Source organism: Micromonospora sp. NPDC047074 (assembly GCF_040643815.1).
GTDB lineage: Bacteria > Actinomycetota > Actinomycetes > Mycobacteriales > Micromonosporaceae > Micromonospora.
This window is the reverse complement of the sequence record NZ_JBEYVB010000010.1, coordinates 51,700-74,803: the sequence shown is the minus strand read 5'-3', so window position 1 is coordinate 74,803 and position 23,104 is coordinate 51,700. Positions and strand designations below refer to the sequence as shown.

18 protein-coding genes are annotated in these 23,104 nt (G+C 74.2%); 4 read left to right on the top strand and 14 right to left on the bottom strand.

All coding sequences use genetic code 11. The features are described 5' to 3' along the window. Positions 1–233: 233 nt before the first annotated feature. The 5 genes from ABZ809_RS15705 to ABZ809_RS15685 form a co-directional block, all read right to left on the bottom strand. Positions 234–1,595, bottom strand: a complete 1,362-nt coding sequence (locus tag ABZ809_RS15705; protein WP_357563196.1) for an MFS transporter — start codon at positions 1,593–1,595, stop codon at positions 234–236. Positions 1,596–1,761: 166 nt separating this feature from the next. Continuing rightward, complete coding sequence (locus tag ABZ809_RS15700) at positions 1,762–2,262, bottom strand: hypothetical protein (RefSeq protein ID WP_357563195.1); 501 nt, start codon at positions 2,260–2,262, stop codon at positions 1,762–1,764. Beyond that, positions 2,259–2,702, bottom strand: a complete 444-nt coding sequence (locus tag ABZ809_RS15695; protein WP_357563194.1) for a hypothetical protein — start codon at positions 2,700–2,702, stop codon at positions 2,259–2,261. Before ABZ809_RS15695 ends, ABZ809_RS15700 begins: the two co-directional genes overlap by 4 nt. A 306-nt stretch (positions 2,703–3,008) precedes the next feature. Beyond that, positions 3,009–3,272, bottom strand: coding sequence for a DUF6244 family protein (locus ABZ809_RS15690; protein ID WP_091076450.1), 264 nt, complete (start codon positions 3,270–3,272; stop codon positions 3,009–3,011). A 130-nt stretch (positions 3,273–3,402) separates the two neighbouring features. Further along, positions 3,403–3,630, bottom strand: a complete 228-nt coding sequence (locus ABZ809_RS15685) for a winged helix-turn-helix domain-containing protein (RefSeq protein ID WP_357563193.1) — start codon at positions 3,628–3,630, stop codon at positions 3,403–3,405. 261 nt (positions 3,631–3,891) lie between these two features. Between ABZ809_RS15685 and ABZ809_RS15680 the strand changes: the two genes are divergently transcribed. Then, positions 3,892–4,107, top strand: coding sequence for a hypothetical protein (locus tag ABZ809_RS15680; protein ID WP_357563192.1), 216 nt, complete (start codon positions 3,892–3,894; stop codon positions 4,105–4,107). Beyond that, positions 4,104–5,054, top strand: a complete 951-nt coding sequence (locus tag ABZ809_RS15675; protein WP_357563191.1) for a hypothetical protein — start codon at positions 4,104–4,106, stop codon at positions 5,052–5,054. The genes ABZ809_RS15680 and ABZ809_RS15675 overlap by 4 nt, the downstream gene beginning before the upstream one ends. Positions 5,055–5,476: 422 nt before the next feature. Here the strand turns inward: ABZ809_RS15675 and ABZ809_RS15670 are convergent, their stop codons facing one another. The 5 genes from ABZ809_RS15670 to gltB form a co-directional block, all read right to left on the bottom strand. Then, entirely contained in the window at positions 5,477–6,352 is an 876-nt protein-coding gene (locus ABZ809_RS15670; protein ID WP_357563190.1) for a hypothetical protein, read from the bottom strand. Then, positions 6,353–8,950 carry an FtsK/SpoIIIE domain-containing protein gene (locus ABZ809_RS15665; RefSeq protein ID WP_357563189.1) on the bottom strand — a complete coding sequence of 866 codons (2,598 nt, stop codon included), beginning with the start codon at positions 8,948–8,950 and terminating at the stop codon, positions 6,353–6,355. Between the two features lie 169 nt (positions 8,951–9,119). Further along, positions 9,120–9,920 carry an SGNH/GDSL hydrolase family protein gene (locus ABZ809_RS15660; RefSeq protein WP_357563188.1) on the bottom strand — a complete coding sequence of 267 codons (801 nt, stop codon included), beginning with the start codon at positions 9,918–9,920 and terminating at the stop codon, positions 9,120–9,122. 256 nt (positions 9,921–10,176) lie between these two features. Then, entirely contained in the window at positions 10,177–11,685 is a 1,509-nt protein-coding gene (locus ABZ809_RS15655; protein ID WP_357563187.1) for a glutamate synthase subunit beta, read from the bottom strand. Next, complete coding sequence (gltB, locus tag ABZ809_RS15650) at positions 11,678–16,399, bottom strand: glutamate synthase large subunit (RefSeq protein ID WP_357563186.1); 4,722 nt, start codon at positions 16,397–16,399, stop codon at positions 11,678–11,680. The genes ABZ809_RS15655 and gltB overlap by 8 nt, the downstream gene beginning before the upstream one ends. A gap of 146 nt (positions 16,400–16,545) precedes the next feature. Between gltB and ABZ809_RS15645 the strand changes: the two genes are divergently transcribed. Continuing rightward, positions 16,546–17,391 (top strand): GNAT family N-acetyltransferase, encoded by an 846-nt coding sequence (locus tag ABZ809_RS15645; protein WP_357563185.1) that lies wholly within the window; start codon positions 16,546–16,548, stop codon positions 17,389–17,391. A gap of 122 nt (positions 17,392–17,513) precedes the next feature. Here ABZ809_RS15645 and ABZ809_RS15640 read toward each other — a convergent pair whose 3' ends face one another. Together ABZ809_RS15640 and lgt are read right to left on the bottom strand one after the other, a co-directional pair. Continuing rightward, positions 17,514–18,701 (bottom strand): NAD(P)/FAD-dependent oxidoreductase, encoded by a 1,188-nt coding sequence (locus ABZ809_RS15640; RefSeq protein ID WP_357563184.1) that lies wholly within the window; start codon positions 18,699–18,701, stop codon positions 17,514–17,516. A 14-nt stretch (positions 18,702–18,715) separates the two neighbouring features. Beyond that, positions 18,716–19,921 carry a prolipoprotein diacylglyceryl transferase gene (gene lgt, locus ABZ809_RS15635; protein WP_357563183.1) on the bottom strand — a complete coding sequence of 402 codons (1,206 nt, stop codon included), beginning with the start codon at positions 19,919–19,921 and terminating at the stop codon, positions 18,716–18,718. A gap of 101 nt (positions 19,922–20,022) precedes the next feature. Here lgt and ABZ809_RS15630 point away from each other — a divergent pair, with 101 nt between their 5' ends. Further along, positions 20,023–20,652 carry an NUDIX domain-containing protein gene (locus ABZ809_RS15630; protein ID WP_357563182.1) on the top strand — a complete coding sequence of 210 codons (630 nt, stop codon included), beginning with the start codon at positions 20,023–20,025 and terminating at the stop codon, positions 20,650–20,652. 325 nt (positions 20,653–20,977) lie between these two features. Here the strand turns inward: ABZ809_RS15630 and trpA are convergent, their stop codons facing one another. Both trpA and trpB read right to left on the bottom strand, forming a co-directional pair. Continuing rightward, complete coding sequence (gene trpA / locus ABZ809_RS15625; RefSeq protein WP_357563181.1) at positions 20,978–21,781, bottom strand: tryptophan synthase subunit alpha; 804 nt, start codon at positions 21,779–21,781, stop codon at positions 20,978–20,980. A gap of 4 nt (positions 21,782–21,785) precedes the next feature. Further along, complete coding sequence (gene trpB, locus ABZ809_RS15620; protein WP_357563180.1) at positions 21,786–23,024, bottom strand: tryptophan synthase subunit beta; 1,239 nt, start codon at positions 23,022–23,024, stop codon at positions 21,786–21,788. Between the last annotated feature and the right edge of the window lie 80 nt (positions 23,025–23,104).

The window sequence follows — 23,104 nt, the reverse complement described above, 5'->3', positions numbered from 1 at the left end:
GAGTTCGACGAGGAATGGCAGGACCGGCTCCGGGATGTCGCGTCCGGCCTCATCAGCGCCGACGAGCTGATCGCTCAGGAGATCGCCCGGATCAGCGGTGACCGACCCTGACCCCTACTGCTGGCCGAGGCGACGCCAGGCTCCGGCCGCCGGCCGCCGGGCGCGGAGGCCGAACACCAAGTGGCCCCGCCGAGCAGAGTACGTACGGGCGGGGCCGAACCACCAGGCGGGACCTAGCGGATCAGACCACCGGTGGACTCGGGTAGCGGCTCGTCGGCGTTGACGAGCGAGGGTGGCCCGGCCGCGCTGTCCCCCTCGGGCTCGCGACTGGAGGCACGGGCGTCGGCCAACACCTCGGCAGGGACGTGCTGATTGAGGAACCGCCGCGCCAGCCCGGTCGACGGGTGCAGGCCGATGGTGGCCACCACGATGATGCCCGCGATCACCAGCCAGCCGGCGGCGCCCCAGTTCAGCGCGAGGAAGGTGTATACCGCCGGAGCCCACACCCGGCCCAGGGTGCTGCTCAGTTCCGCGGCCCCCTGGTAGGCGCCGCGCTGACGTGGGTCCATCAGCTCGGCCTCGAACGACCAACTGGCGGCCGAGAAGTACAGCTCAGCCCCGGTGACGGTGACGTGACCCAGCCAGACCAGCAAGATCGTGACCCAGCCGACGGTGTCGTGTGTCGCCAGCGTGATCAGACAGGACAGTACGAAGAAGGTGGACGACACCCGGACCGCCTTCAGCGCGGTCGAAACGTCCTTGACTCCGCGGGCCGCCGCCATCGGCAGGATGATGCACATCACCGTGTTGGTCGCGAACAGGAAGGCCAGCAGCACCCGCGGGGCGTCGGTCTTTTCCACCAGCCACAGCGGAATCACGATGGTGAGCAGCACCTGGTTGGTCCAGAAGACCCCGCCGAAGAACGCCGTGAGGAGCCAGCCGGGGTTGCGCAACGGTCCGGGCCCGGCGATCTTCACCTTGCGGTCCTGCGGGGTGCGGTCGTCGTGCGGGGCCCGCGGCAGCCGGATGATTGCGACAGCGTTGACCAGGAAGATCACAGTGGTGAACCAGGGCAGCGCGTGGAGGACGTCGTTGGAGCGGAACGCCAGCGCGACGCCGCCGAGCAGGGAGCCGAGGGTGAAGCCGACGTTGAGCGCCGAGTACATGTAGGCGCGTGACGTCACCCGCTCGTCCGGCGGCAGGACGTCGATCGTGTACGCGCCATATGCCGCGCTGCCGAGGGCACCGATGACCTCCATGCCGACGGCCATGACGACGAAGCCCGTGAAGTCGTCGATGAACGGCCACGCCGCGAACATCGCCGCCTGCCCGATCGCGCTGACGGCCCACATCTTCTTCGGCCCGAAGCGGTCGACCAGCTTGCCCATCGGCAGCGCGGCCAGGAAAGCGGCGATGCCGGCGCATGTCAGGCCGAGACCGACCTGGGCGGCGGACAGCCCGACAATCTGGGTGAAGAACACCGCCGAGCCCGTCATGAACGTGCCCTCACCGAGGGCGAAGAGGAGTGACTGGGCAGCGAGCCGGCCGGCGAGAGGCGACGGCGGGCGCGCTCGGCGGAGGAGAGCAGCAAACATCACCGGAGATCCTCCGGCACCTCACGTTAGTTGTCGTACGATTTTCCGGCGGCGAATGCGCTACAGCATGCCCATCGCCGTGACAGCCCATCCCGAACAGGACAATGCCCGTCGGAGAAGCCGATCACCGAACGGCGACACCAGGCGCACCTCGACACCGCCGACCTCAATCCGCGGGTGGACGCACCGGGGCCAGTCGTACGACGCCTGCGCTGGCGGGGTCGTCCTGATCCGATACCGCCACGACGGCAAGCGCCGTCGGCAGAAGCTGCCCCTCGTCCGCCAGGTCGGTGGCGACCAGCACGTTGACGGCGACACCAGGCTCAGCGAGCCAGAACGCCTGGGAGTCGTCACGAAGCCCCGCAGAGTCACCGTGCATGAACTCGACCAACGGCCAGTCGCCAGGGTCGCGCTCGTGATACTCGGCGAGAAAATCGCGCAGCGCGGCGAGGTCGGTCAGCCGCTCGCCCCGCATGACGTGGACGCGCAGGTCGACCTGGTAGCCGTCGTCGGTCTGCCGCTCCCAGACCCGCGTGGCGAACCGGACGTCGTCCCACTCGCTGGCGAAGTCGGAGACCTCGGTGCCGATGTCACCCGGCACCTGCCGGATGTGGAACCCGTCCAGCACCCCACCGTCACGCGTCACCGGCTCGGACACCCCGGTCATCCCGCCGCCTCGATCGCCGCCTCGGCACGGTCCAGGTAGTCCCACCACTTCTCGTCGTCACGGCGGCAGGACGACAGCAGGTTCGCGGCAACCACGAAGGCGAGCACGATGATGTTCTCGATTGGGACAGCCTCACCGAAGGGCTCCCCGCTCATGAGCTTCGACAGGAAGACCTCGATCTCATCCCGGGTCGGCTGCGCCCATGATTCTGCCCTGGCGATCTCCGTAGCAATCGCCGTCACCTGTTCCCGCGTGGGCCTGCCACCGTGCACGTCCGTCATCAGGTAGCCCACGACCGCAAGTGTCAGTTGCGTGGTCGAACGGGCAAGCTCGTCACTCTTGAGAGTCTGAAGTTGCTGGTCGAGCATCCCGAAGTCACGCTTGACGGCGGCGTGGATGGTGACCCGCATGGCGGCCTCTACCGAACTGTCAATTTTCACCGCGATCCTCTCGACGCTTCTTCAACCAGGACTTGCCGGCGCTGACCGTGGCAGCACTCGCCAGGAGAGTCCCCGCCACGGCTTTCGGTAGCACCGGCATGAACTCGGAGACCGTTGCCCAAGTAGCTGCGCCCGCTGACGCCCAGAACCCAATGGCCTCAGCGCTGACTCGCTCACGCCGAGGTGCTGGCGGCTCGTCGCTATGGGCGTCCGCCGCTCGTCGGGCAGCAGCGACCGGTCCAGCGTTCGGCACTGCCTGCCGCAGCACAATGGGTGGTTGGCTGGTTGTGCCGCCACCACCCGTGCTCAGTTACCCAGCGCATGCACCTTGGCGATCGTCTCCTGGACCTGCTGCTTGGCCGGCTCGCTGCCCTGAGCAGCCCTCATGAGCGCTTCCCGATACGAGTCGATCATGCCAATCAGCGGCCCGGCCCCGATGCCCTGCAACGCACCCGCGACGAGTTGTCGCGCCTCGGCCGCGTCCTGGGCTGCCGCTGCCGTCTTGGCTTTTGCCTCGTCCAGCTTCTGTGACGCCGCCGCCAACCTGGCGATCATCTCCGCTGCGCTCACACGCCCTCCCCCGGTTCCTGACGAGCCGCGCCCCGCACGAGCCACGACCACTGAGGAGAGTACGAGATCAGCGCACCCAGCGCGACCACCCGATCACCAATGGCAAGCGGGACGCAGCCCTCGGGAATGGTCAGTCCGTTTGCCGTTCGGCGACGAAGACGCCCAGCCCGTGGACGCCTTGCACCCAGCCCTGCGTCTGCAACACCAGGATCGCTTGGCGGACGACCGTGGTGGAGACATTGTGTTGGGTCGTGAGCTGGACGGTAGAGGGCAGCCGGTCCCCCGGCTGAAGTTCGCCTGACTCGATCTGACCACGGATGCGGTCCGCGAGCTGTTCCCACTTGGGCTTTACGGGCATATGGACTCCCAGGTCTGCCCGCTCATTCGATCACGCGTGACTACTCGTGACAAGCAACGTGTTGCCGTCCTTGCTTTCCGTAACTACATGTGTAAAGTTGGCCCCGACCGGCTCCCAGGTCTGCAAACCCGGAGTTGGTTCTTCCCCACCGCACAGAGCGCCCGGCCGGTCGATCCCCCCGGTCGGCCGGGCGTGCCGTGGCCGACCGCACACGGCCCCGGCTGGATTCCGCACCGCCAGCGACGGACGGGAGACGCCCTCGTGCCCCACCCATCAGACCTGCCACCCGACGACCGCACACCACCCGTCGGCAGCACGGACTTCGTGTCGACGCAGGACGTCGAGGACGCGGACGACGTGCTCTTCGCCCACCCGCCCCGGCCCGTGACGCGCTGGATGTGCGGGTGCGGCGAGCCGTACCCGTGCCCGGAGGTGCGCTTCGCCCGCCTGGTGAAGCACGCCAGGGTCGCCCCGTGAACGCCGACGAGCTGCGCCGCCACGTCCTGTGCGAGCTGGCCGAGGCGCGGCGGACGGTGGTCGAGCACGACACGGAGGCGTACACCGGGATCTGCCGCAGGTGTGGACGGCCCGGCCCCTGCGACGCGCAGCGCGCCGCGCGGGCCCGACTCCGCGACCGGCGCGACACCCCACCGCCGATCCGCCCGGCGTCCCCCGTGCTGCCGGCGCCCCGGGGCCGGGCGGTGCCGCCGGAGTTGCCGGGGCACGCGGATGCCGTCGACCGGCTTCGCGACGCCTGGCTGGCGACCATCGCGGCGGCCGACCGGGCCGGCGGGCTGCTGCACGGCGCGGGGCCGCCCGGCCGGCGGCTGCCCTGGCAGGATGCCGTCACCGAATGCTGGCGGGCGCTGAGCCTCGTGCACGCCGGGCTCGGCGTGGCCCGGGCCGGTTCCGGCAGCGCCGGTGACCTGCTCGCCGGGCTGCGGGCGGCCCGCGCCGACGCGGACCGGGCCGCCGCCGAGGCCGCCCGGACCCGATGGTGGCTGGCTGCGGCCGAGGACAGGATCCGCCGCAGCCACCACCGGGAGCCTTCCGGCCCCACCGGCGGGGGCATCCTGCCGCAGCGGCCCGGCGCGGCGCGCGACCCGGGCGACCTGGCCGCGGCGGGCCGGTTCCGGGCGGCCGTGGCCCGGCTCGACCTGGTGGCCGCGCGGTTGGCGCACGGCGGCCGGGCCATCGACCGGTGGGCAGCGGCCCTGGCCGGCACACCGGAGCCGGCACCCGTGCTGCCACCTTTGCGGGCCGCCCCGGCGCAGGCGGACGCCTCAGCGACCGCACGGGCAACGGCACAGGGGGCACGGGCCGCCGCCGACCTGGTCGTCGCCAACGCCAGGCGGCACCACCCGCGGGCCAGAGCGGGCCTGCCGCGCAACCGACAGCACGGAGGAAGGTGGAACCGTCCATGACCGACGACCCGACGACCGCCCTGCGGAGCCTGCTCGACGGGCGGCTCGGCCGGCACGACCGCCGGTTGCGCCGCTTCACCGAGCCGCAGTGGCTGCGCTACGCCGACCTGCTCGCCGGGGCGCTGCTGGTGGCCGCGCGCCGCCGGTTCGTCGCCGGACAGGACCGCGCGCCGCTGATCAGGTTCGTCGCGGCGGCCCGGGAACGCTACGACCTGACCGGCGTGGACGTCGACCCGACGCTGGCGGAGACGCTGCTCGGCGCGGCCCTGGGCGAGCGCCCGCCGCCGCCCGGCACCGCCGAAGCGGTGACCGCCGGCACGGTGCTGCTCCTGGCGCTGCTGGAGGACGAGGGGCTGACCCCCGCCGAGCTGGACGCCTTCCTCGCCGCCACCGAGACCGCCGCCCGGCGCGACGGCGCGGCGTCAGCGCAGGGCGCGGAAGATCAGCAGGTAGCCGCAGTAGGCCAGCGGGACGGCCAGGAAGCAGACCAGGATGCCCAGCAGGGGGTAGCGCGGCGGCGTGCCGGTGACCACGGCGGGCGTGCCCCAGCGACCGAGGACGAGCCACCCGGCGATCAGCGACACGGCGGGCAGCCCGGCGCACATCCACGTGTAGAGCGTGCCGAGGCCGAGCGCCCCGACGCCGGAGGCGAGCACCATGACCAGCATCAGCAGCACGCCGACGCCGGCACAGCCGAGGTAGACGGCGAGTGCCCGGGCCACCGGTGACCAGCTCGGCAGGAGCGCCGGGCGCTGGGCCAGCAGCTCGACCTGCTGGCCCAGCCGGTCGGCCTCGTCGGCCCAGCGCCGCGCCGATTCCAGCTCCGCCACCGGGTCCAGCTCCCCGGCGCGCGGCGCGGGCACCCCGCCCGGCACCGCCAGCGCCGTCTCCCCCGGGCTCCCCTGGGCGTACGCCCCGACCTCCGGCCGCCCCGGCGCGGCGGCTGCGCCGCCGACCGACCCCGCCCCCGGTTGCGGCAAGCCGTCGGGCCACCCGGCCGACAGGCCGCCCGAGGTGGGCGCAACCGCCACCGGCCCGCCCGACGTCGGCGCATCCGGCACCGGGCCGCCCGGTGCGGCGCCGGTGGCCGGCTGGCCGGGGGGCGGGGGTGGACTGCCGATCGTGTGGCCGATCTGGTCGAGACGCTGCCCCTGCGCGGTGAGCCGGCGGTCGAGATGGTCGACGGCGGCGTGCAGGTTTCGCTGGCGGGCCGACTCGGCGGCGGCGCCCTGCTCGCCGGCCCGCCGCTGCGCGGCGAGATGGCGGGCCAGCGCCGCGTAGTCCTCGAAGGTGGACACTCAGCTCTCCCCGTCCGGCGGGTGCCCGTCGCGGGTGAACGGCACGATGAGGCGGGTCCGCTGGTCGTGCCGGTCTACCAGCAGCGCCCGGTCGGCGCGCGGCTCGTAGGCCAGATCGTGCACGCCCAGGTGCAGCCCCAGCTCGGCGCCTGTCACGTTCAGCGCGACCAGGCAGGCCACGTCGTCCCGGTTCTGGGTACCGCCGAGGTCGTCGGCGAGCCGGCGCAGGCCGCGCCACCAGCCCAGCAGGTGCACGCCCCGCCCCGGCCCCTGGCGCAGCAGGGCACGCAGGTCCTCGTGGGCGGAACGGAACGTCACCGGATCAGCGGCGGCGAGCACGGCGGAGGCGGCATCCATCCCGAACACGACCAGGTAGCTGCGGGCCGGCCCCGCCTCCGTGGATCCCGCCGCGCCGGCTGTCGCGTCCGGGCCGGGCGCCGCGTGCGGGGCGGGGGCCGGCGCGGCCAGCGCCACGATCCGGTCGCGCAGGGCGTGCGCGTCGAGGCGTTCCACGGTGTGGCCGGCGGCCACGAGCGCGGCGACGGTGTCGTCGACGGCCGGGTCGGCGGCGGCCACGAGGGGTGCGAGCAGGAACCGCGCCTCGCCGGGGCCGTGCTGGCGGGCGAGGCTGAGGGTGGCCGCGCGCAGCACCTCGGCGGCGGTGACGGCGGTGCCCACGACGGCCAGGTGCCGGCCGGGGCTGGTGTCCATCATGAACAGCGCGGATGTGCCGTCCATGTCGACGGTGCGGCCGACCAGCGTCAGGGGACGCCGGCCGCCGGGGCGCAGACCGGCGAACGTGGGATCGTCCTCGACGCGGGCCCCCTCGTAGCCCCGGAACACCGACGGCGGGCGGGCACCCGCCGGGCGGGCCTGCCACAGCTCGTGGCGCAGCCGGGCCAGCACGCCGGCCTCGGCGTGCGCGTCGGGGAAACGGACGACCGTGTCGGCGCCGGTGGCCCCGGCGGCGGCGTTGAGCACGGCCGTGCCGACGCTCAGGGTGGCGGCGGCGGGGTTGTCGCGGTCGAGCACGCCGCCGCCACCGGGCAGCGCCACCCGCAGGGCGAACTGCCCGAAGACGGCCTCGGCCCGCCCGTAGAGGGCCTCGATCCCGGTCGTGCTCTGGCTGGCCAGCACCAGGTGCACCCCGTAGGAGCGGCCCTTGCGGGCCAACTCCTCCAGCAGGTCCACCGACTCCCGGGCGATGGCGTCCCGGCCGGCCAGCAGCACCTGGAACTCGTCGACCACCGCCACGACCCGGGGGGCCGCGACGTCGGCAGGCAGGTCCGCGAGCTTCGTGACGCCGTGCCGCTTGAGCAGGGTGGCCCGGCGGTTCAGCTCACGGCGCAGCTCGCGCAGCACGGCGACGCCGTACTCGCGGTCGCTCTCGATGCCCACCGTGCGGGCGTGCGGCAGCCAGGCGGGGTCGCGCTCGGTCGGCACGAACTCGGTGAAGCTCACGCCCTCCTTGAAGTCGAGCAGGTAGAGCTGAAGCTCGGCCGGGGAGTAGCGGGCGGCCAGCCCGTAGAGGACGTCGAGCAGGAAGACCGTCTTTCCGCCGCCGGTGCGCCCGCCGACGAGCCAGTGCGGGGTGGCGTCGTCGAAGGCGACCGCGACGGCATCCCGGCCGGCACGCCCGACGACGGTACGCAGGCCGGCCCGGCCGGACTCCGTCCACCGGTGCGGGGGCAGCAGCTCGGCGAAGCCCACGGCGGCGTGGCGGCGGACGGCGGCGTCGAGGTGCTCCGCGAGGGCCGACACGGCCGCCGGCGGCGGATCACCGTCGAGCAGCACCGGCACGGCCAGCCCGCTGCCGTCGGCGCTGAACGGCGCGCCGGGCGGGTCGCCGACGTGGGCGTACCCGTCGGGGGTCAGGCGCAGCGCGGTGGTGGTGCCCAGCGGCGGCGGTGGGGTGGCCGACGGCCCGGACGGCCAGCCGCCGGCCAGGACGCAGACGGCGGCGGCCGGGCCGGCGTGGGTGAGCGCGGCGAGCCGGGCGGCCTCGCGGGGCGACGGGGCGGACGCGGCCACCACCAGCAACAGCTCCTGGCCGACGCGGTCGCCGTTGCGGGCGGCGCGGGCGTGCCGCTCCGCGTCGTCGAGCAGCGCGGCCACCTCCGCGTCGGTGGTGGCGGGCGGGTCGAGCACCCCGGCGTCGACCAGCGGGCGCAGCGGTCCGAAGGTGGCCCCGAGGGCGGCGGCGTCGAGCCCGGCGACCCGCAGCCCGCCGGGCGGCGCGGTGGCCAGCATCCGCAGGACGACGGCCCGCAGCAGCGCGGCGGCACGCGGGTCACGGGCGTCGACGTCGACGGACAGGTGGTGGCCGCCGCCGAGGGGCACCAGCACGGGGAACCCGCCGCCGGCGGTGACCGCCTCACCGAGGCGGACTGGCCGGGGCGTACCGGTGAGCGGGGTGCCCGGGGCGGGAGCGGCGAGCGCGCCGCCGACGCGGGCCAGCCGGGCGACCAGGTCGGGGTCGGCCGCCGGTGGGGCGGGCGGTGGCGCGGCACGCCACGCGGCGCGGGCGTTTTCGAGGTGGACGCGGGCGGCCCGGTGGGCGGCGACCGCCTGCCCGTACGCCGACGCGAGCCTGCCCACTTGCCGCTCCCGTCGCCGTCGCCCCACCTGATCCACAAGGACCCTAACGGACACCGGCGACACCGGACAGTGACGAACCCGGGCGCGTCGGCTCGGGTGTAAGGAAGGTGCCCTTCCTATCGCTTTTGCGATAGGAAGGGCACCTTCCTTACACCCTGGGTGGGGTGGGTCAGCTGGTCGCGGCGTCGAGGGCGGGCAGGTAGCCGTACCGGTAGCCGTCGGCGTTCGGGTGGTACGCCTCGATGACGCCGCTGACGTCGCGGATCCACGGGTCGGCGGCGCAGACCCCGTGCCCGGCGAAGTAGGGGCGGGTGTCGGCGAACGTGGCGCCTGCCGCGGCGGCCCGGCCGGAGATGACCGTGGCGAGCACGTCGGCGGCCTCGTTGAGGATGGTCCGCTTGTAGGTGCTCATCGCCAGCAGCCCGCAGGAGCCGGTCTCGAACAGTCGCGGGTAGCCGAGCACGATCAGCCGCGCGTTGGGCGCCCGGTTCCGGATGGCGGCGTACGTGGCGTCCAGCCGGCCGGGCAGCGTGGCGGTGGCGAACGCCTTCGACTCGTTCACCGCGTTGGTGCAGCTCGACGTGCTGCCGAAGCGGCAGCTCGTGATGACGTCGGCGAAGCCCGCGTCGTTGCCGCCGATGGTGATGGTGACCAGGGTGGTGCTGGTGCTCAGCGAGCCGACCTGGTTGTTGATGACGTCGGCGGTGACCGCGCCGCCGCAGGCGGGGAACGTGAAGCTGGCGACCGCGTTGGCGGCGGCCCACAGTGGGGCGTACGACTTCTGGCTGCGCAGGCAGGTGGACGGGTCGTACGGACCGGCGCCGACGCCCGAGGAGTAGGAGTCGCCGAGGGCCACGTAGTTGACGGCTGCGGCGGCCTGGGCGGGGCCGGGGGCGAGTACCGCGCCGAGGGCGGCGGTGAGCAGGGCGACCAGCGCGGCGAGGGCACGGGCCAGCGGGCGGTGGGGCATGGGGGACCTCCACGGGACAGGGGTGGTGGAGCCCGATGACCGCGCGCGTGGCCAGGACGGGTGCTTGTTACCAGGCGGTAATGCTATCGAAACATGCAGATCAATGGAATGGTTCGGGGCCGCTCAGCGACCATGGGGCACGCGGGCACGGGCCCGTGACGGCGTCGGCCGGGTCGACAGGTGTCGACCCGGCCGAGTCACCAGGTGCCGGTCCGGCGGTGGCCGGAGCGCGAGGCGTCTGTGGAGAGGGCGCCGGTCAGCGCGCGGCGAGGGGCTGCCGGGCCGGGTCCACCGGGGCGGGCAGGGTGCCCACCCCACCCAGGTAGGCGTGGATGCCCGCCGCCGCGGCCCGGCCCTCGGCGATCGCCCAGACGATCAGCGAGGCGCCCCGGTGCATGTCACCGGCGACGAAGACGCCGTCCGCGTCGGTCTGCCAGTCGGGCCGGGCGTCGACCGCGCCGCGCCCGTTGCGCCCGACCCCGAACTGGTCGAGCAGCGGCTGCTCCTCCGTACCCTCGAAGCCGATCGCGAGCAGCACCAGGTCGGCCGGCAGCTCCCGCTCGGAGCCGGGCAGCGCGGTGACGATCCGCCGGCCGTCCCGCTTCTCCACGGTCACCTCGGCGATCCGCACCGCCCGCACCTGGCCGGTGCCGTCGTCGACGAACTCCTGCACCGCGACGGCGAAGACCCGCTCGCCGCCCTCCTCGTGCGCCGGGTAGCTGCGCAGCAGCCACGGCCAGGTCGGCCAGGGGTCCCGGGCCTCGTCGCGGGCCTGCGGCGGCTGCGGGTAGAGATCGAGCTGGTGTACGCCGGCCGCGCCCTGGCGGTGTGCCACGCCCAGGCAGTCCGCCGCCGTGTCGCCGCCACCGATGATCACGATGTGCTTCCCGGCCGCGTCGATCGGGCGGCCGTCGGGCAGCACCGCCGTGTCGGGCCGGCCGCCGGCCGCCGCGGCGACCACCCGGTTGGCCGCGACGAGGTGGTCCATCGCCTGGTGTACGCCGCGCAGGCCGCGCCCCGGGGTCTCCGGGGTGTCCCGGCCCTGCAACGCGCCGCAGGCGAGCAGCACCGCGTCGTGCTCGGCGCGCAACTGCTCGGCGGTGACGTCCACGCCGACGTTCACCCCGGTGCGGAAGCGCACGCCCTCGGCGGTGAGTTGGGCCAGCCGGCGGTCGATGTGGACCTTCTCCAGCTTGAAGTCGGGGATGCCGTACCGGAGCAGGCCGCCGATCGCGTCGTCGCGCTCGTACACCGTCACGGCGTGGCCGGCGCGGGCGAGTTGCTGCGCGGCGGCGAGCCCGGCGGGCCCGGAACCGACCACGGCGACCGACCGGCCGGTCGGCGCCGGCACCGGGCGCGGCAGCAGCCCGCCCCGGGCGACGGCCGCGTCGGCGATCTCCACCTCGACCTGCTTGATGGTGACCGGCTGCCCGCCACCGATGCCGAGCACGCAGGCCGCCTCGCACGGCGCCGGGCAGAGCCGGCCGGTGAACTCGGGGAAGTTGTTGGTGGCGTGCAGCGACTCGACCGCGGCGTCCCAGCCGCCCGTGCGGACCAGGTCGTTCCAGTCCGGGATGCGGTTGCCCAGCGGGCAACCGTCGTGGCAGAACGGGATGCCGCAGTCCATGCAGCGGGTGGCCTGCTCGCGGATCAGCTCCTCGCCGGCCGGCGGGTACACCTCCCGCCAGTCGCTGATCCGCACCGGCACCGGGCGACGCGCGGGCAGTCGCCGGTCGTAGCGCAGGAAACCGTTCGGGTCAGGCACGAGCCACCTCCTGGACCGTGGCCCGCGTGGCGGACGTGGTCGGCATGGACGAGTCGGAAGGCGCCGGCTGCGCTGCCGACGCGGCGTTCGCCGCGAGTGCGCTCATCACCGCGTCGTCGACGTCGCGGCCGGCGGCTTCGGCGGCCCGCATGATCTCCCGCACCCGGCGGTAGTCGCGGGGCACCACGGCGGTGAACTCCGCCACCGCCTCCGGCCAGCGCTTGAGCAGCGCCTCGGCGACCGCCGAGTCGGTCTCGGCGAAGTGTCGCTGCACCAGCTCGTGCAGCGCCGCCTGCTCCTCCTCGGACAGCGGCGCCAGGTCGACCAGCTCCGCGTTGACCCGGCGGCGGTCCAGCCGGTGCACGAAGGCCGTACCGCCGGACATGCCGGCGGCGAAGTTGCGGCCGGTCGGGCCCAGCACCACCACGGTCCCGCCGGTCATGTACTCGCAGCCGTGGTCGCCGACGCCCTCGACGACCGCCGCCGCGCCGGAGTTGCGCACCGCGAACCGCTCCCCCACCCGGCCGCGCAGGAACAGCTCGCCCGCGGTGGCCCCGTAGAGGATGGTGTTCCCGGCGATGGTCTGGTCCTCGGCCCGCTGGCCCTGCTCGGCGTCGCCGTCGAGGAAGGGCGCGGCGGCGTCCGGCCGCACGACGAGCCGGCCGCCGGAGAGGCCCTTGCCCACGTAGTCGTTGGCGTCGCCGTGCAGCCGCAGCGTGACCCCACGCGGAAGGAACGCGCCGAACGACTGCCCGGCCGTGCCACGCAGCGTGAACTCGATCGTGTCGGCGGGCAGGCCGGCCCCGCCGAAGCGGCGGGTCACCTCGCCGCCCAGCATGGCGCCGACGCTGCGGTGCTCGTTGCGTACCGCCACCTCCAGGCGCACCGGCGTGCCGTCGGCCAGCGCGGGCCCCGCCAGGGCGATCAGCTCGTTGTCCAGCGCCAGCTCCAGGCCGTGGTCCTGGGCGCGGACGCCCCGGCGGGCGGCGCCGGCCGGCAGCTCCGGCAGGTGCAGTACGGGGGCCAGGTCCAGCCCGTTGGCCTTCCAGTGGGCGATCGCCGGGGCGACGTCGAGCAGCTCGGTCTGCCCGATGGCCTCCTCGATCGACCGGAAGCCCAGCTCGGCCAGGTAGCCGCGGACCTCCTCGGCGAGGAACAGGAAGAAGTTCTCCACGAACTCCGGCCGGCCGGTGAAGCGTTCCCGCAGCACCGGGTTCTGGGTGGCGATGCCGACCGGGCAGGTGTCGAGGTGGCAGACCCGCATCATCACGCAGCCCTCGACGATCAGCGGCGCGGTGGCGAACCCGAACTCCTCGGCGCCGAGCAGCGCCGCGATCAGCACGTCGCGGCCGGTCTTGAGCTGGCCGTCGACCTGCACGGTGACCCGGTCGCGGAGCTTGTTGAGCAGCAGCGTCTGCTGCGCCTCGGCCAACCCCAGCTCCCACGGGGTGCCGGCGTGCTTGAGGGAGTTCAGCGGCGAGGCGCCGGTGCCGCCGTCGTGGCCCGAGATCAGGATGACGTCGGCCTTGAGCTTGGCCACGCCCGCCGCCACGGTGCCCACGCCGACCTCGCTGACGAGCTTGACGTGCACCCGCGCGGCCGGGTTGACGCACTTCAGGTCGTGGACGAGCTGGGCGAGGTCCTCGATGGAGTAGATGTCGTGGTGCGGCGGCGGGGAGATCAGGCCGACGCCCGGGGTGGCGTGCCGGGTGCGGGCGATCCACGGCCAGACCTTGTTGCCGGGCAACTGCCCGCCCTCGCCGGGCTTGGCGCCCTGGGCCATCTTGATCTGGAGGTCGTCGGCGTTGACCAGGTATTCGCTGGTCACCCCGAACCGGCCGCTGGCGATCTGCTTCACGGCGGAGCGGCGGGCCGGGTCGTGCAGCCGCTCGACGTCCTCGCCGCCCTCGCCGGTGTTGGACTTGCCGCCGAGGCGGTTCATCGCGATGGCGAGGGTCTCGTGCGCCTCGGCCGAGATCGACCCGTACGACATGGCGCCGGTGGCGAACCGCTTGACGATCTCGGTGGCCGGCTCGACCTCGTCGAGGGGCACCGGGGGCCGCGTGCCGGTGCGCAGGGTGAACAGCCCGCGCAGCGAGCCGGCCTTCGCGGCCAACTCGTCGACCTTGGCCGTGTACTGCCGGAAGACGTCGTACTGGCGGCTGCGGGTGGCGTGCTGGAGCAGGAAGACGGTCTCCGGGTTGAACAGGTGCAGCTCGCCCTCGCGGCGCCACTGGTACTCGCCGCCCACCTCCAGCCGCCCGGTGGACTCGGCGCCGGGCGCCGGCCAGGCCACGGCGTGCCGGGCGGCGACCTCGGCGTGGATGCCGTCCAGCCCGATCCCGCCGATCTTGCTCGGGGTGCCCCGGAAGTAGCGGTGGACCAGCTTGGCGTCCAGCCCGACGGCCTCGAAGACCTGCGCCCCGCAGTACGACGACACGGTCGAGATGCCCATCTTCGACATGATCTTCAGGACGCCCTTGCCGAGGCCCTTGACGTAGTTGCGGACCGCCTTCGCCGGCTCCACGCCGACGAGCGCCCCGGTGGCGATCATGTCCTCCACCGACTCGAACGCCAGGTAGGGGTTGACCGCCGCCGCGCCGTAGCCGATCAGCACCGCCGCGTGGTGCACCTCGCGGCAGTCGCCGGACTCGACGACCAGCGCCACCTGGGTACGGGTCTGCTCACGCACCAGGTGCTGGTGCACGGCGGCGGTGAGCAGCAGCGACGGGATCGGGGCGAGGTCGGCGTTGGAGTCCCGGTCCGACAGCACCAGGATCCGTACGCCGTCCTCGATCGCCTCGGAGACGTGCCGGCAGATCTCGGTCAGCCGGGCCCTGATGCCGGCCCCGCCCTCCCGGACCCGGTAGAGCCCGGAGACCCGGACCGCCTTGAAGCCGGGCAGGTCGCCGTCCTCGTCGATGCAGAGGATCTTGGCCAGCTCGTCGTTGTCGATCACCGGGTAGGGAAGCACGATCTGCCGGCAGCTCGCCGGGCCCGGGTCGAGCAGGTTGCCCTCCGGCCCGATCGTCGACGCCAGGCTGGTCACCAACTCCTCCCGGATGGCGTCCAGCGGCGGGTTGGTGACCTGCGCGAAGAGCTGGTGGAAGTAGTCGTAGAGCTGCCGCGGCCGGGTGGACAGCGGGGCGATCGGGGTGTCGGTGCCCATCGAGCCGATCGGCTCGGCGCCCGTGCGGGCCATCGGCGCGAGCAGGATCTTCAGCTCCTCCTCGGTGTAGCCGAAGGTCTGCTGGCGGCGGCGTACGGAGTCGTGGGTGTAGACGATGTGCTCGCGCGGGGGCAGGTCGGTCAGCTCGATCAGGCCGGCGTGCAGCCACTCCGCGTACGGGTGCTCCGCCGCCAGCTCCGCCTTGATCTCCTCGTCGAGCACGATCCGGCCGGCCACGGTGTCGACCAGGAACATCTTCCCCGGCTGGAGACGGCCCTTGGCGACCACCCGGGCCGGGTCGAGGTCGAGCACGCCCGCCTCGCTGCCGAGCACCACGAGCCCGTCGTCCGTACGCCACCAGCGCCCCGGGCGCAGCCCGTTGCGGTCCAGCACGGCGCCGACGACCTCGCCGTCGGTGAAGGCGACCGAGGCCGGCCCGTCCCACGGCTCCATCAGGCTGGCGTGGAAGCGGTAGAAGGCGCGCTTCTCGGCGCCCATGTCGGGGTCGTTCTCCCACGCCTCGGGGATCATCATCAGCACCGCGTGCGGCAGGCTCCGGCCGGCCAGGTGCAGCAGCTCCAGGACCTCGTCGAAGTTCGCCGAGTCGGAGGCCGCGGGGGTGCAGACCGGGAAGACCCGGCGGATGTTGCCGGGCAGGTTCGGGCTGCGCAGGAGTGCTTCGCGGGCCTGCATCCAGTTCCGGTTGCCCCGGATGGTGTTGATCTCGCCGTTGTGCGCGATGAGCCGGTACGGGTGCGCCAGCGGCCAGGACGGGAACGTGTTCGTCGAGAACCGGGAGTGCACCAGCGCGATCGCGCTGTCCATCCGCTCGTCGGTCAGCTCCGGGAAGTACGCCGGGAGCTGGTCGGGGGTGAGCATGCCCTTGAAGACCATGGTCCGCGCGGACAGCGACGGGAAGTACGCCGGCACGCCCCGCTCGGCGCTCTCCCGCTCGGCCTGCTTGCGTACGCAGAACGCGACCCGCTCCAGCTCGATGCCGCGCAGCCGCGACCCGGCCGGCCCGGCCGGCGAGTCGGTGAGCCGGTGCGCGGCGAGGAAGAGCTGCCGGACCCGGGGCATCGCCGCGAGGGCCGTCTCGCCGAGCCCGCTCGGGTCCACCGGCACGTCCCGCCAGCCGAGCAGGTCGGCGCCCTCGACCAGCGCGTACTTCTCCACCACCTGGCGGGCGCGGGCCTCGTCGGCGTCGTCGTCGGGCAGGAAGACCAGGCCGGTGGCGTACTCGCCGGCGGGCGGCAGCGGGAAGTCCACCACCGCGCGCAGGAACGCGTCCGGGACCTGGATCATGATGCCCGCGCCGTCGCCGGTGTTCGGTTCCGCGCCCCGGGCGCCCCGGTGGTCCAGCCGGCAGAGCGCCCCGAGGCCGTTGGCCACGACCGCGTGCGAGCGCCGCCCGTACAGGTCCGCCACGAAGGCCACGCCGCAGGCGTCGTGCTCCTGCGCGGGATCGTAGAGCCCGGCCGCGGGTGCCCCCGGGCCGAGGTGCGGGGCCTGCTGCGGGCTGCTGTGAGGGTACGGAAAGGCCACCGGGCCTCCTGTCGTCACTCAGGGTGGATCTCGATCGGGACGACGTCGGCCCTCAAGGGTCTATTGAGTCTACGTTAGGGTCCTGAGCGCAAGGCCAGTGCAGATTGATCACACCTTCCAGACTCTGGGACGTGTAGTCTCGCGCGGTGGATCACGAGCAACGGGAACTGGTCGACCGGCTGGAGCGTTTCTACGACGCGGTGCCCCGTGACGCGACCCGCACGGAGGAGTACGGCGCCCTGGTGCTGTTCGTCCGGGACGGGGTTGGCTGGCCGTTCTACGCCCGGCCCCGGCGGGACGCCGACGAGCCGCCGTCGCTGGCGGACGTCACGGCCGTCCGGCAGCGCCAGCGTGAGCTGGGTCTCCCCGAAGCCTTGGAGTGGGTGCACGAGGTCACGCCGGGCCTGCTGCCGGTGGCCCGCTCGGCGGGGCTCTCCGTCCTGGAGGCGCCGCTGATGGTGCTCGACCCGGCCGCGCTGCCCGCCCCGGCCACCCTCACGGACGTACCGCTGCGGGTGCTCGACCCGGCGGGCCCCGGCTTCGCGGCCGACGTGGCCGCGCGGCGGGCGGTCGCCGCCGTCGCCTTCGCCGCGGCCGGCACCGAACGCGGCGAGGCCGGCCCGGCGCAGCGGGACGCCGCCGTGGCCGAGCTGGACGAGGCGGCGCTGGACGAGGAACGGGCCCGGACCGCCGACGGCCGGCGGCTGTCGGTGCTGGCGGGGACGCCCGCCGAGGGCGCCCTGGCCAGCGCGATGGCGATGCGGGTCGGCGACGTGGCGGAGATCGCGGGCGTGGCCACCCTGCCGTCCGCCCGCCGCCGGGGCCTGGGCGCGGCCGTCACCGCCACGCTGGCCCGCGAGCTGCTGGCCGCCGGCACCGACCTGATCTTCCTCTCCGCGGGCAACGAGGACATCGCGCGGGTCTACCTGCGGGTCGGCTTCCGCCGCGTCGGCACCGCCTGCATCGCCGAGCCCGCCCCCGTCACCCCCTGACCCGGCCTGCATCCACACTCAGCGATCTTGCACTTACCGCCCGCGCAAACCCGACATACACCTCAAACCGTGGGCATCAAGTGCAAGATCGCGGTGAGCGACCATGTCAGGGCGGGTGGCCGTCAGGTCGGGGGGCGCCACTGGGCGGCCGTGGTGGCGGCCGTGGAGAGCAGGCGGGTGCTGAGCGCGCCGAGCGCCGCGTCGCGGGCACGCAGGGCCAGCGGCCCCCGGGCCTTCAGCACCGCCGACATCCGGCGCGTCTGCCGGACCACCGTCGCCACCCGGGGCCGGCGCGCCCGGTCGTACGCGACCACGGCATCCGGCAGCCGGGACTCGCGCAGCAGCGAGGCGAGGGTGGCGGCGTCCTCGAAGGCGAGGCAGGCGCCCTGGCCGAGGTGCGACGGCATGGCGTGCGCGGCGTCGCCGAGCAGCACCACCCCGCCCGGCCCCACCGGGAAGGCGTACGACCTGGGCAGCGGCCGCAGCTCGCGGATCTCCTGCTGCACCAGGTCCGTCGGGTCGGTGGCGTCGAGCAGGTCGGCGATCGGCGCCGGCCAGCCCGCGTACCAGCGGCGCAGCAGGGCGAGCTGGGTCTCCGGCGGCTCCGGGCGGGGCGCGCCGGCGGCGGTGGCCACCCAGTAGATGCCGCCCCGGCTGGAGCCGCCCGAGGAACCACGCTCGCCCAGCGAGGCGGACACGAAGCGGTAGCCGGCGCCGAGCACCTCGCCGCCGACGGGCTGTTCGGCGGGCAGCTTCGGGGCCCGGTACCAGGGGATCACCGCCCGCCAGGCGGCGCAGCCCGAGCTGATCACGCCGGACTCCGGCGCGAGCTGCCGGCGGATCTCGCTGTCGGTGCCGTCCGCGGCGACGACCAGGTCGGCCTCGATGGTGTGTCTGCCGTCGCCGACCGCGGGACGCTCGCCCGACACGGCACGGACCGTCCGCACGGTCACCCCGGTGCGCAGCTCGACCTCGTCGCCGAGCCCGGCGATCAGCGCGTCGTGCAGGTCCTCCCGGTGCACCACCACCGGCAGCCGGTCGGCCGGGGTCTGGCGGGGCTGCACCAGCCGGTGCCCGTCCGGGCGGCGTACCCCGCCGTCGGGCACCGTCGTGGCGATCGCCTCCAAGCCGGCGCCGAGGCCCAGGGCGCGCAACGCGCGTACGCCGTTGGGCCAGAGCACCACGGCGGTCGGATCGGGGCGGACCCGGTCGGCCCGCTCCAGCAGGGTGACCCGCCAACCGGAGCGGGCCAGCGCGCCGGCGACCGCGAGGCCGCCGATTCCGGCGCCGACCACGACCGCGCTACGCATTGTGGTGTTCCTCCTCAGCTGTCGCGGTCGGCAGGCCGGGCGCCCGTGCCCCCGGCCCGGTCCTCCAGGGTCTCCCCGGTGGCGTCCGACCCGGCGGACGCGGCGCCGTCACGGACCGCCGCGGGTCCGGCCTCGTCGCCACCCGGCCCGGCACCGGTCGGTGATTCGTCCTCGTCGGGGTGTGCCTCCCCGGCCGGTTCGGCCGGCGCCTCGCCGGTCTCCTGCCAGTGCCGGTACTGCTCCTCGCTCACCACGCGGTAGCCCTCGGGAGCGGCCGGCTGGGAACCGGCCTCCCGCGCGGACAGGTCGACCTGCGAGACGTCGGAGTCGTCGGCCGCAACGGGCGTCGCGGCGGGGCCGACCGGGACGAGGTACTCCCGGGGCCCGCGTACCCGCACGAAGTAGGCCAGGGCGCCGAGGAAGACCAGGCCGGCGGTCCAGACGTTCAGGCGTACGCCGAGGATGGTGTTCGCCTCGTCGGTGCGCATCAGCTCGATCCAGAACCGCCCCGCCGTGTAGCCCATGACGTAGAGGGCGAACGCCCGGCCCCGGCCGAGGCGCAGCTTACGGTCGAGGGCGAAGACCAGCGCGGCCACGCCGAGGTTCCACAGCAGCTCGTAGGCGAACGTCGGGTGGTAGAGGCCCGGTTCGAGGATCGGCTGGCCGGCGTCGTCCCGCAGGGCGTGCCCCGGATTGTCCGGGTCCATCCGATGGATCTCCAGGCCCCACGGCAGGGTGGTCCGGCCGCCGTAGAGCTCGTTGTTGAACCAGTTGCCGAGCCGGCCGATCGCCTGCGCCAGCGGCAGGCCCGGGGCCAGCGCGTCGGCGACCACCGCGAACGGGATGCCGAGCTGCCGGGCCGCGAGCCACGCGCCGACGGCCCCGCCGGCCACCGCGCCCCAGATGCCGAGACCGCCCTCCCAGATGGCGAACGCCTTCATCGGATCGCCACCGGTGCCGAAATACTTCTCCGGCGAGGTGATCACGTGGTAGATCCGGGCACCGATGATGCCGGCCGGCACCGCCCAGACCGCGATGTCGAGGACCGCGCCGGGGGCGACGCCCCGCGCGCGCAGCCGCCGCTCGGTGACCCAGCAGGCCACCACGATGCCGAGGATGATGAACAGCGCGTACGCCCGGATCGGCACCGGCCCGAGCTGCCAGACCGCGGTGCTGGGGCTGGGCAGGGCTGCCTGGGGGGACAGCGAGGCGAGAGTCACGGGTGCACACGCTACCGCCGTGGGCCCCTCCCGCGGCACCCCGGTCCGCCGTGGCCCGATCCCGGTGACTTCTGGTTTGCGCCGCCGTACGCTGTTTGTCCATGGGTGCGTTCACCTGGGCGGTCGCCGCGGTCGTCACCGACGACGCCGGCCGGGTGCTGCTGTGCCGACAGGGCCGGGGCGAACGCCGCCACGCGCTTCCCGGCGGGCGGCTGCGCCCGGCGGAGAGCCCCGTGCACGCCGCCGCACGCCACATCCGGGCCGAGACCGGGTGGGAGGTGGAGGTCGTCGACCTGGTCGGCATCTACCACCTCACCGGAACGTGCGGGCCACCCCCGGCCGGTCACGCCGGGCCGCTACCCGACGTCCTGGTGCACGTCTTCCGGGCCCGCGCCCGGGGCACGGGCCCGGCCGGCGACCCGATGGGCGGGTGCCGGTTGTCCTGGCACCACCCCGGGGCGCTACCCGAGGCGCTCACGCCGACCACCCGGGCGGCGCTCACCGACGCACTGGCGGACCGCTCCGGCGTCCTACGCCACGCCACCCCCACCAGCCCTGCCCCGCTCCCGCCCACCCCTGACGAACCCGCCCCGGGTGATCCCGCCACGGTTCCACCTGCCACGGGCGGTCCCGCCACGGGCCTGTCCACCACGGGCGATCCCGCGCCGACCACCAACCACCCACCAGGCCAACGAACCACCCCGCCCACCACCCACATGACCCACCCCTGACTCCGTTCCACACGGGGCCGGCACCACCCCGCTCCGTCCCACCCCCTGCCCGGCTCGGCCCGGCTCGGCCCGGCCCGGCTCGGCCCGGCCCGGCTCGGCCCGGCTCGGCCCGGCCCGGCTCGGCCCGGCTCGGCCCGGCCCGGCTCGGCGATCTTGCACTTTCCGCCCCGACAAGGCGGACATAAGCCGCGAACGCGGGGCGCAAAGTGCAAGATCGCGGGGAAGAGGGCACGGAGGGGCGCAAAGTGCAAGATCGCGGAGGCGAGGGCGCGGAGGAGAGGGCGCGGAGGGGCGCGAAGTGCAAGATCGCTGGGAGGGGGAACCGCTAGGGGGTGGGGGTGCGGACGCCTTCGGCCAGTTCGGTGCTGAGGGTGCGGAGGGCGGCCAGGCCGGATGCCTCGTCCGGGGCGTCGAGCAGGCAGCGGATCAGGGCGCTGCCGACGATGACGCCGTCGGCGTACCCGGCGACCGTGGCGGCCTGCGCGCCGGTGCCGACGCCCAGCCCGACGCCGACCGGCAGGTCGGTGACCTCCCGCGTACGGGAGACCAGGATCGGGGCCGCGTCGGAGGTCTTCGCCCGGGCACCGGTGACGCCCATGATGGCGGTGGCGTAGACGAAGCCCCGGCAGTGCCCGGTGGTCATCGCCAGCCGCGCGTCGGTGGAGGACGGCGACACGAGGAAGGTGCGGTCCAGCCCGTACGCGTCGGAGGCGGCGAGCCACTCGCCCGCCTCCTCCGGGATCAGGTCCGGCGTGATCAGGCCGGTGCCCCCGGCCGAGGCCAGGTCGCGGGCGAAGGCGTCGACGCCGTAGCGCTCCACCGGGTTCCAGTAGGTCATGGTGACCACGGGCGCCCCGGTGGCCGCGACCGCCTCGATGATGCGCAGGGTGTCCCGGGTGCGTACGCCGCCCGCTAGGGCGATGTCGCTGGCCTTCTGGATCACCGGGCCGTCCATCACCGGATCGGAGTACGGGATCTCCACCTCGATCACGTCGACACCGGCGGAGACCATCGCGGTCATCGCGGCGATGCTGCCCTCGACGGTCGGGAACCCGGCCGGCATGCAGCCGACCAGCACGGCCCGCCCGTCGGCGCGGGCCTTGTCGAAGGCCACCCCGATCCGGCTCACGCTCTCACTGCTCCTTGTCGAGGATGCCGAAGTAGTCGCCGGCGGTGTGTACGTCCTTGTCACCCCGGCCGGAGAGGTTGATCACGATGGTGGGTTCCCGGCCCAGCTCCGCGGCGAGCTTCGGCGCGATCTTGAGGGTGCCGGCGAGTGCGTGCGAACTCTCGATCGCCGGGATGACGCCCTCGGTCCGGCAGAGCAGCTCGAACGCGGCCATCGCCTCGTCGTCGGTGACCGGCAGGTACGTCGCCCGGCCGCTGTCGTGCAGCCAGGCGTGCTCGGGCCCGACGCCCGGGTAGTCCAGCCCCGCGGAGATCGAGTGCGACTCGCACGTCTGCCCGTCGGCGTCCTGGAGCACGTACGTCCGGGTGCCGTGCAGCACCCCGGCGGAGCCGCCGGTGATGCTGGCCGCGTGCCGGCCGGTCTCCACCCCGTCGCCGCCGGCCTCGAAGCCGTAGAGCCGCACGTCGGGGTCGCCGACGAAGGCGTGGAAGATGCCCAGCGCGTTGGACCCGCCGCCGACGCAGGCGGTGACCGCGTCGGGCAGCCCGCCGGTGAGGTCGAGGCACTGCTGGCGCGCCTCGTCGCCGATGCCGCGGACGAAGTCGCGGACCAACGCCGGGAACGGGTGCGGGCCGGCGGCGGTGCCGATCAGGTAGTGGGTGTCGTCGACGTTGGCGACCCAGTCGCGCATCGCCTCGTTCATCGCGTCCTTGAGGGTGCGCGAGCCGTTGGTGACGGGGACGACGGTGGCGCCGAGCATCCGCATCCGGGCCACGTTGAGCGCCTGCCGCTCGGTGTCGACCTGACCCATGTAGACCACGCAGTCGAGGTCGAACAGGGCGGCGGCGGTGGCGGTGGCGACGCCGTGCTGGCCGGCGCCGGTCTCCGCGATCACCCGGCGCTTGCCCATCCGCCTGGTCAGCAGGGCCTGGCCGAGCACGTTGCGCACCTTGTGCGCCCCGGTGTGGTTGAGGTCCTCCCGCTTGAGCAGCACCCGCGCCCCCACCCTGGCGGAGAACCGGCGGGCCTCGTAGAGCAGCGAGGGGGTGCCGGCGTAGTCGCGCAGCAGGGCGGCGAACTCGGCCAGGAACGACTCGTCGGCCATCGCCGCGCGGTGCGCGGCGTCCAACTCGTCGAGCGCCGCGACAAGCGCCTCCGGCACGAACCGGCCGCCGAACCGGCCGAAGTGACCGGCCGGGTCGGGCAGTGGACCGGCCGCGGCGGCCAGCGCGTCGGCGCTCATGCCGGCACTCCGCTTCGCTCCGCGCCGGCAGGAGGCACCACCGCACAGAACCTGACGATTCGCTCGCTCATGGGATCGTC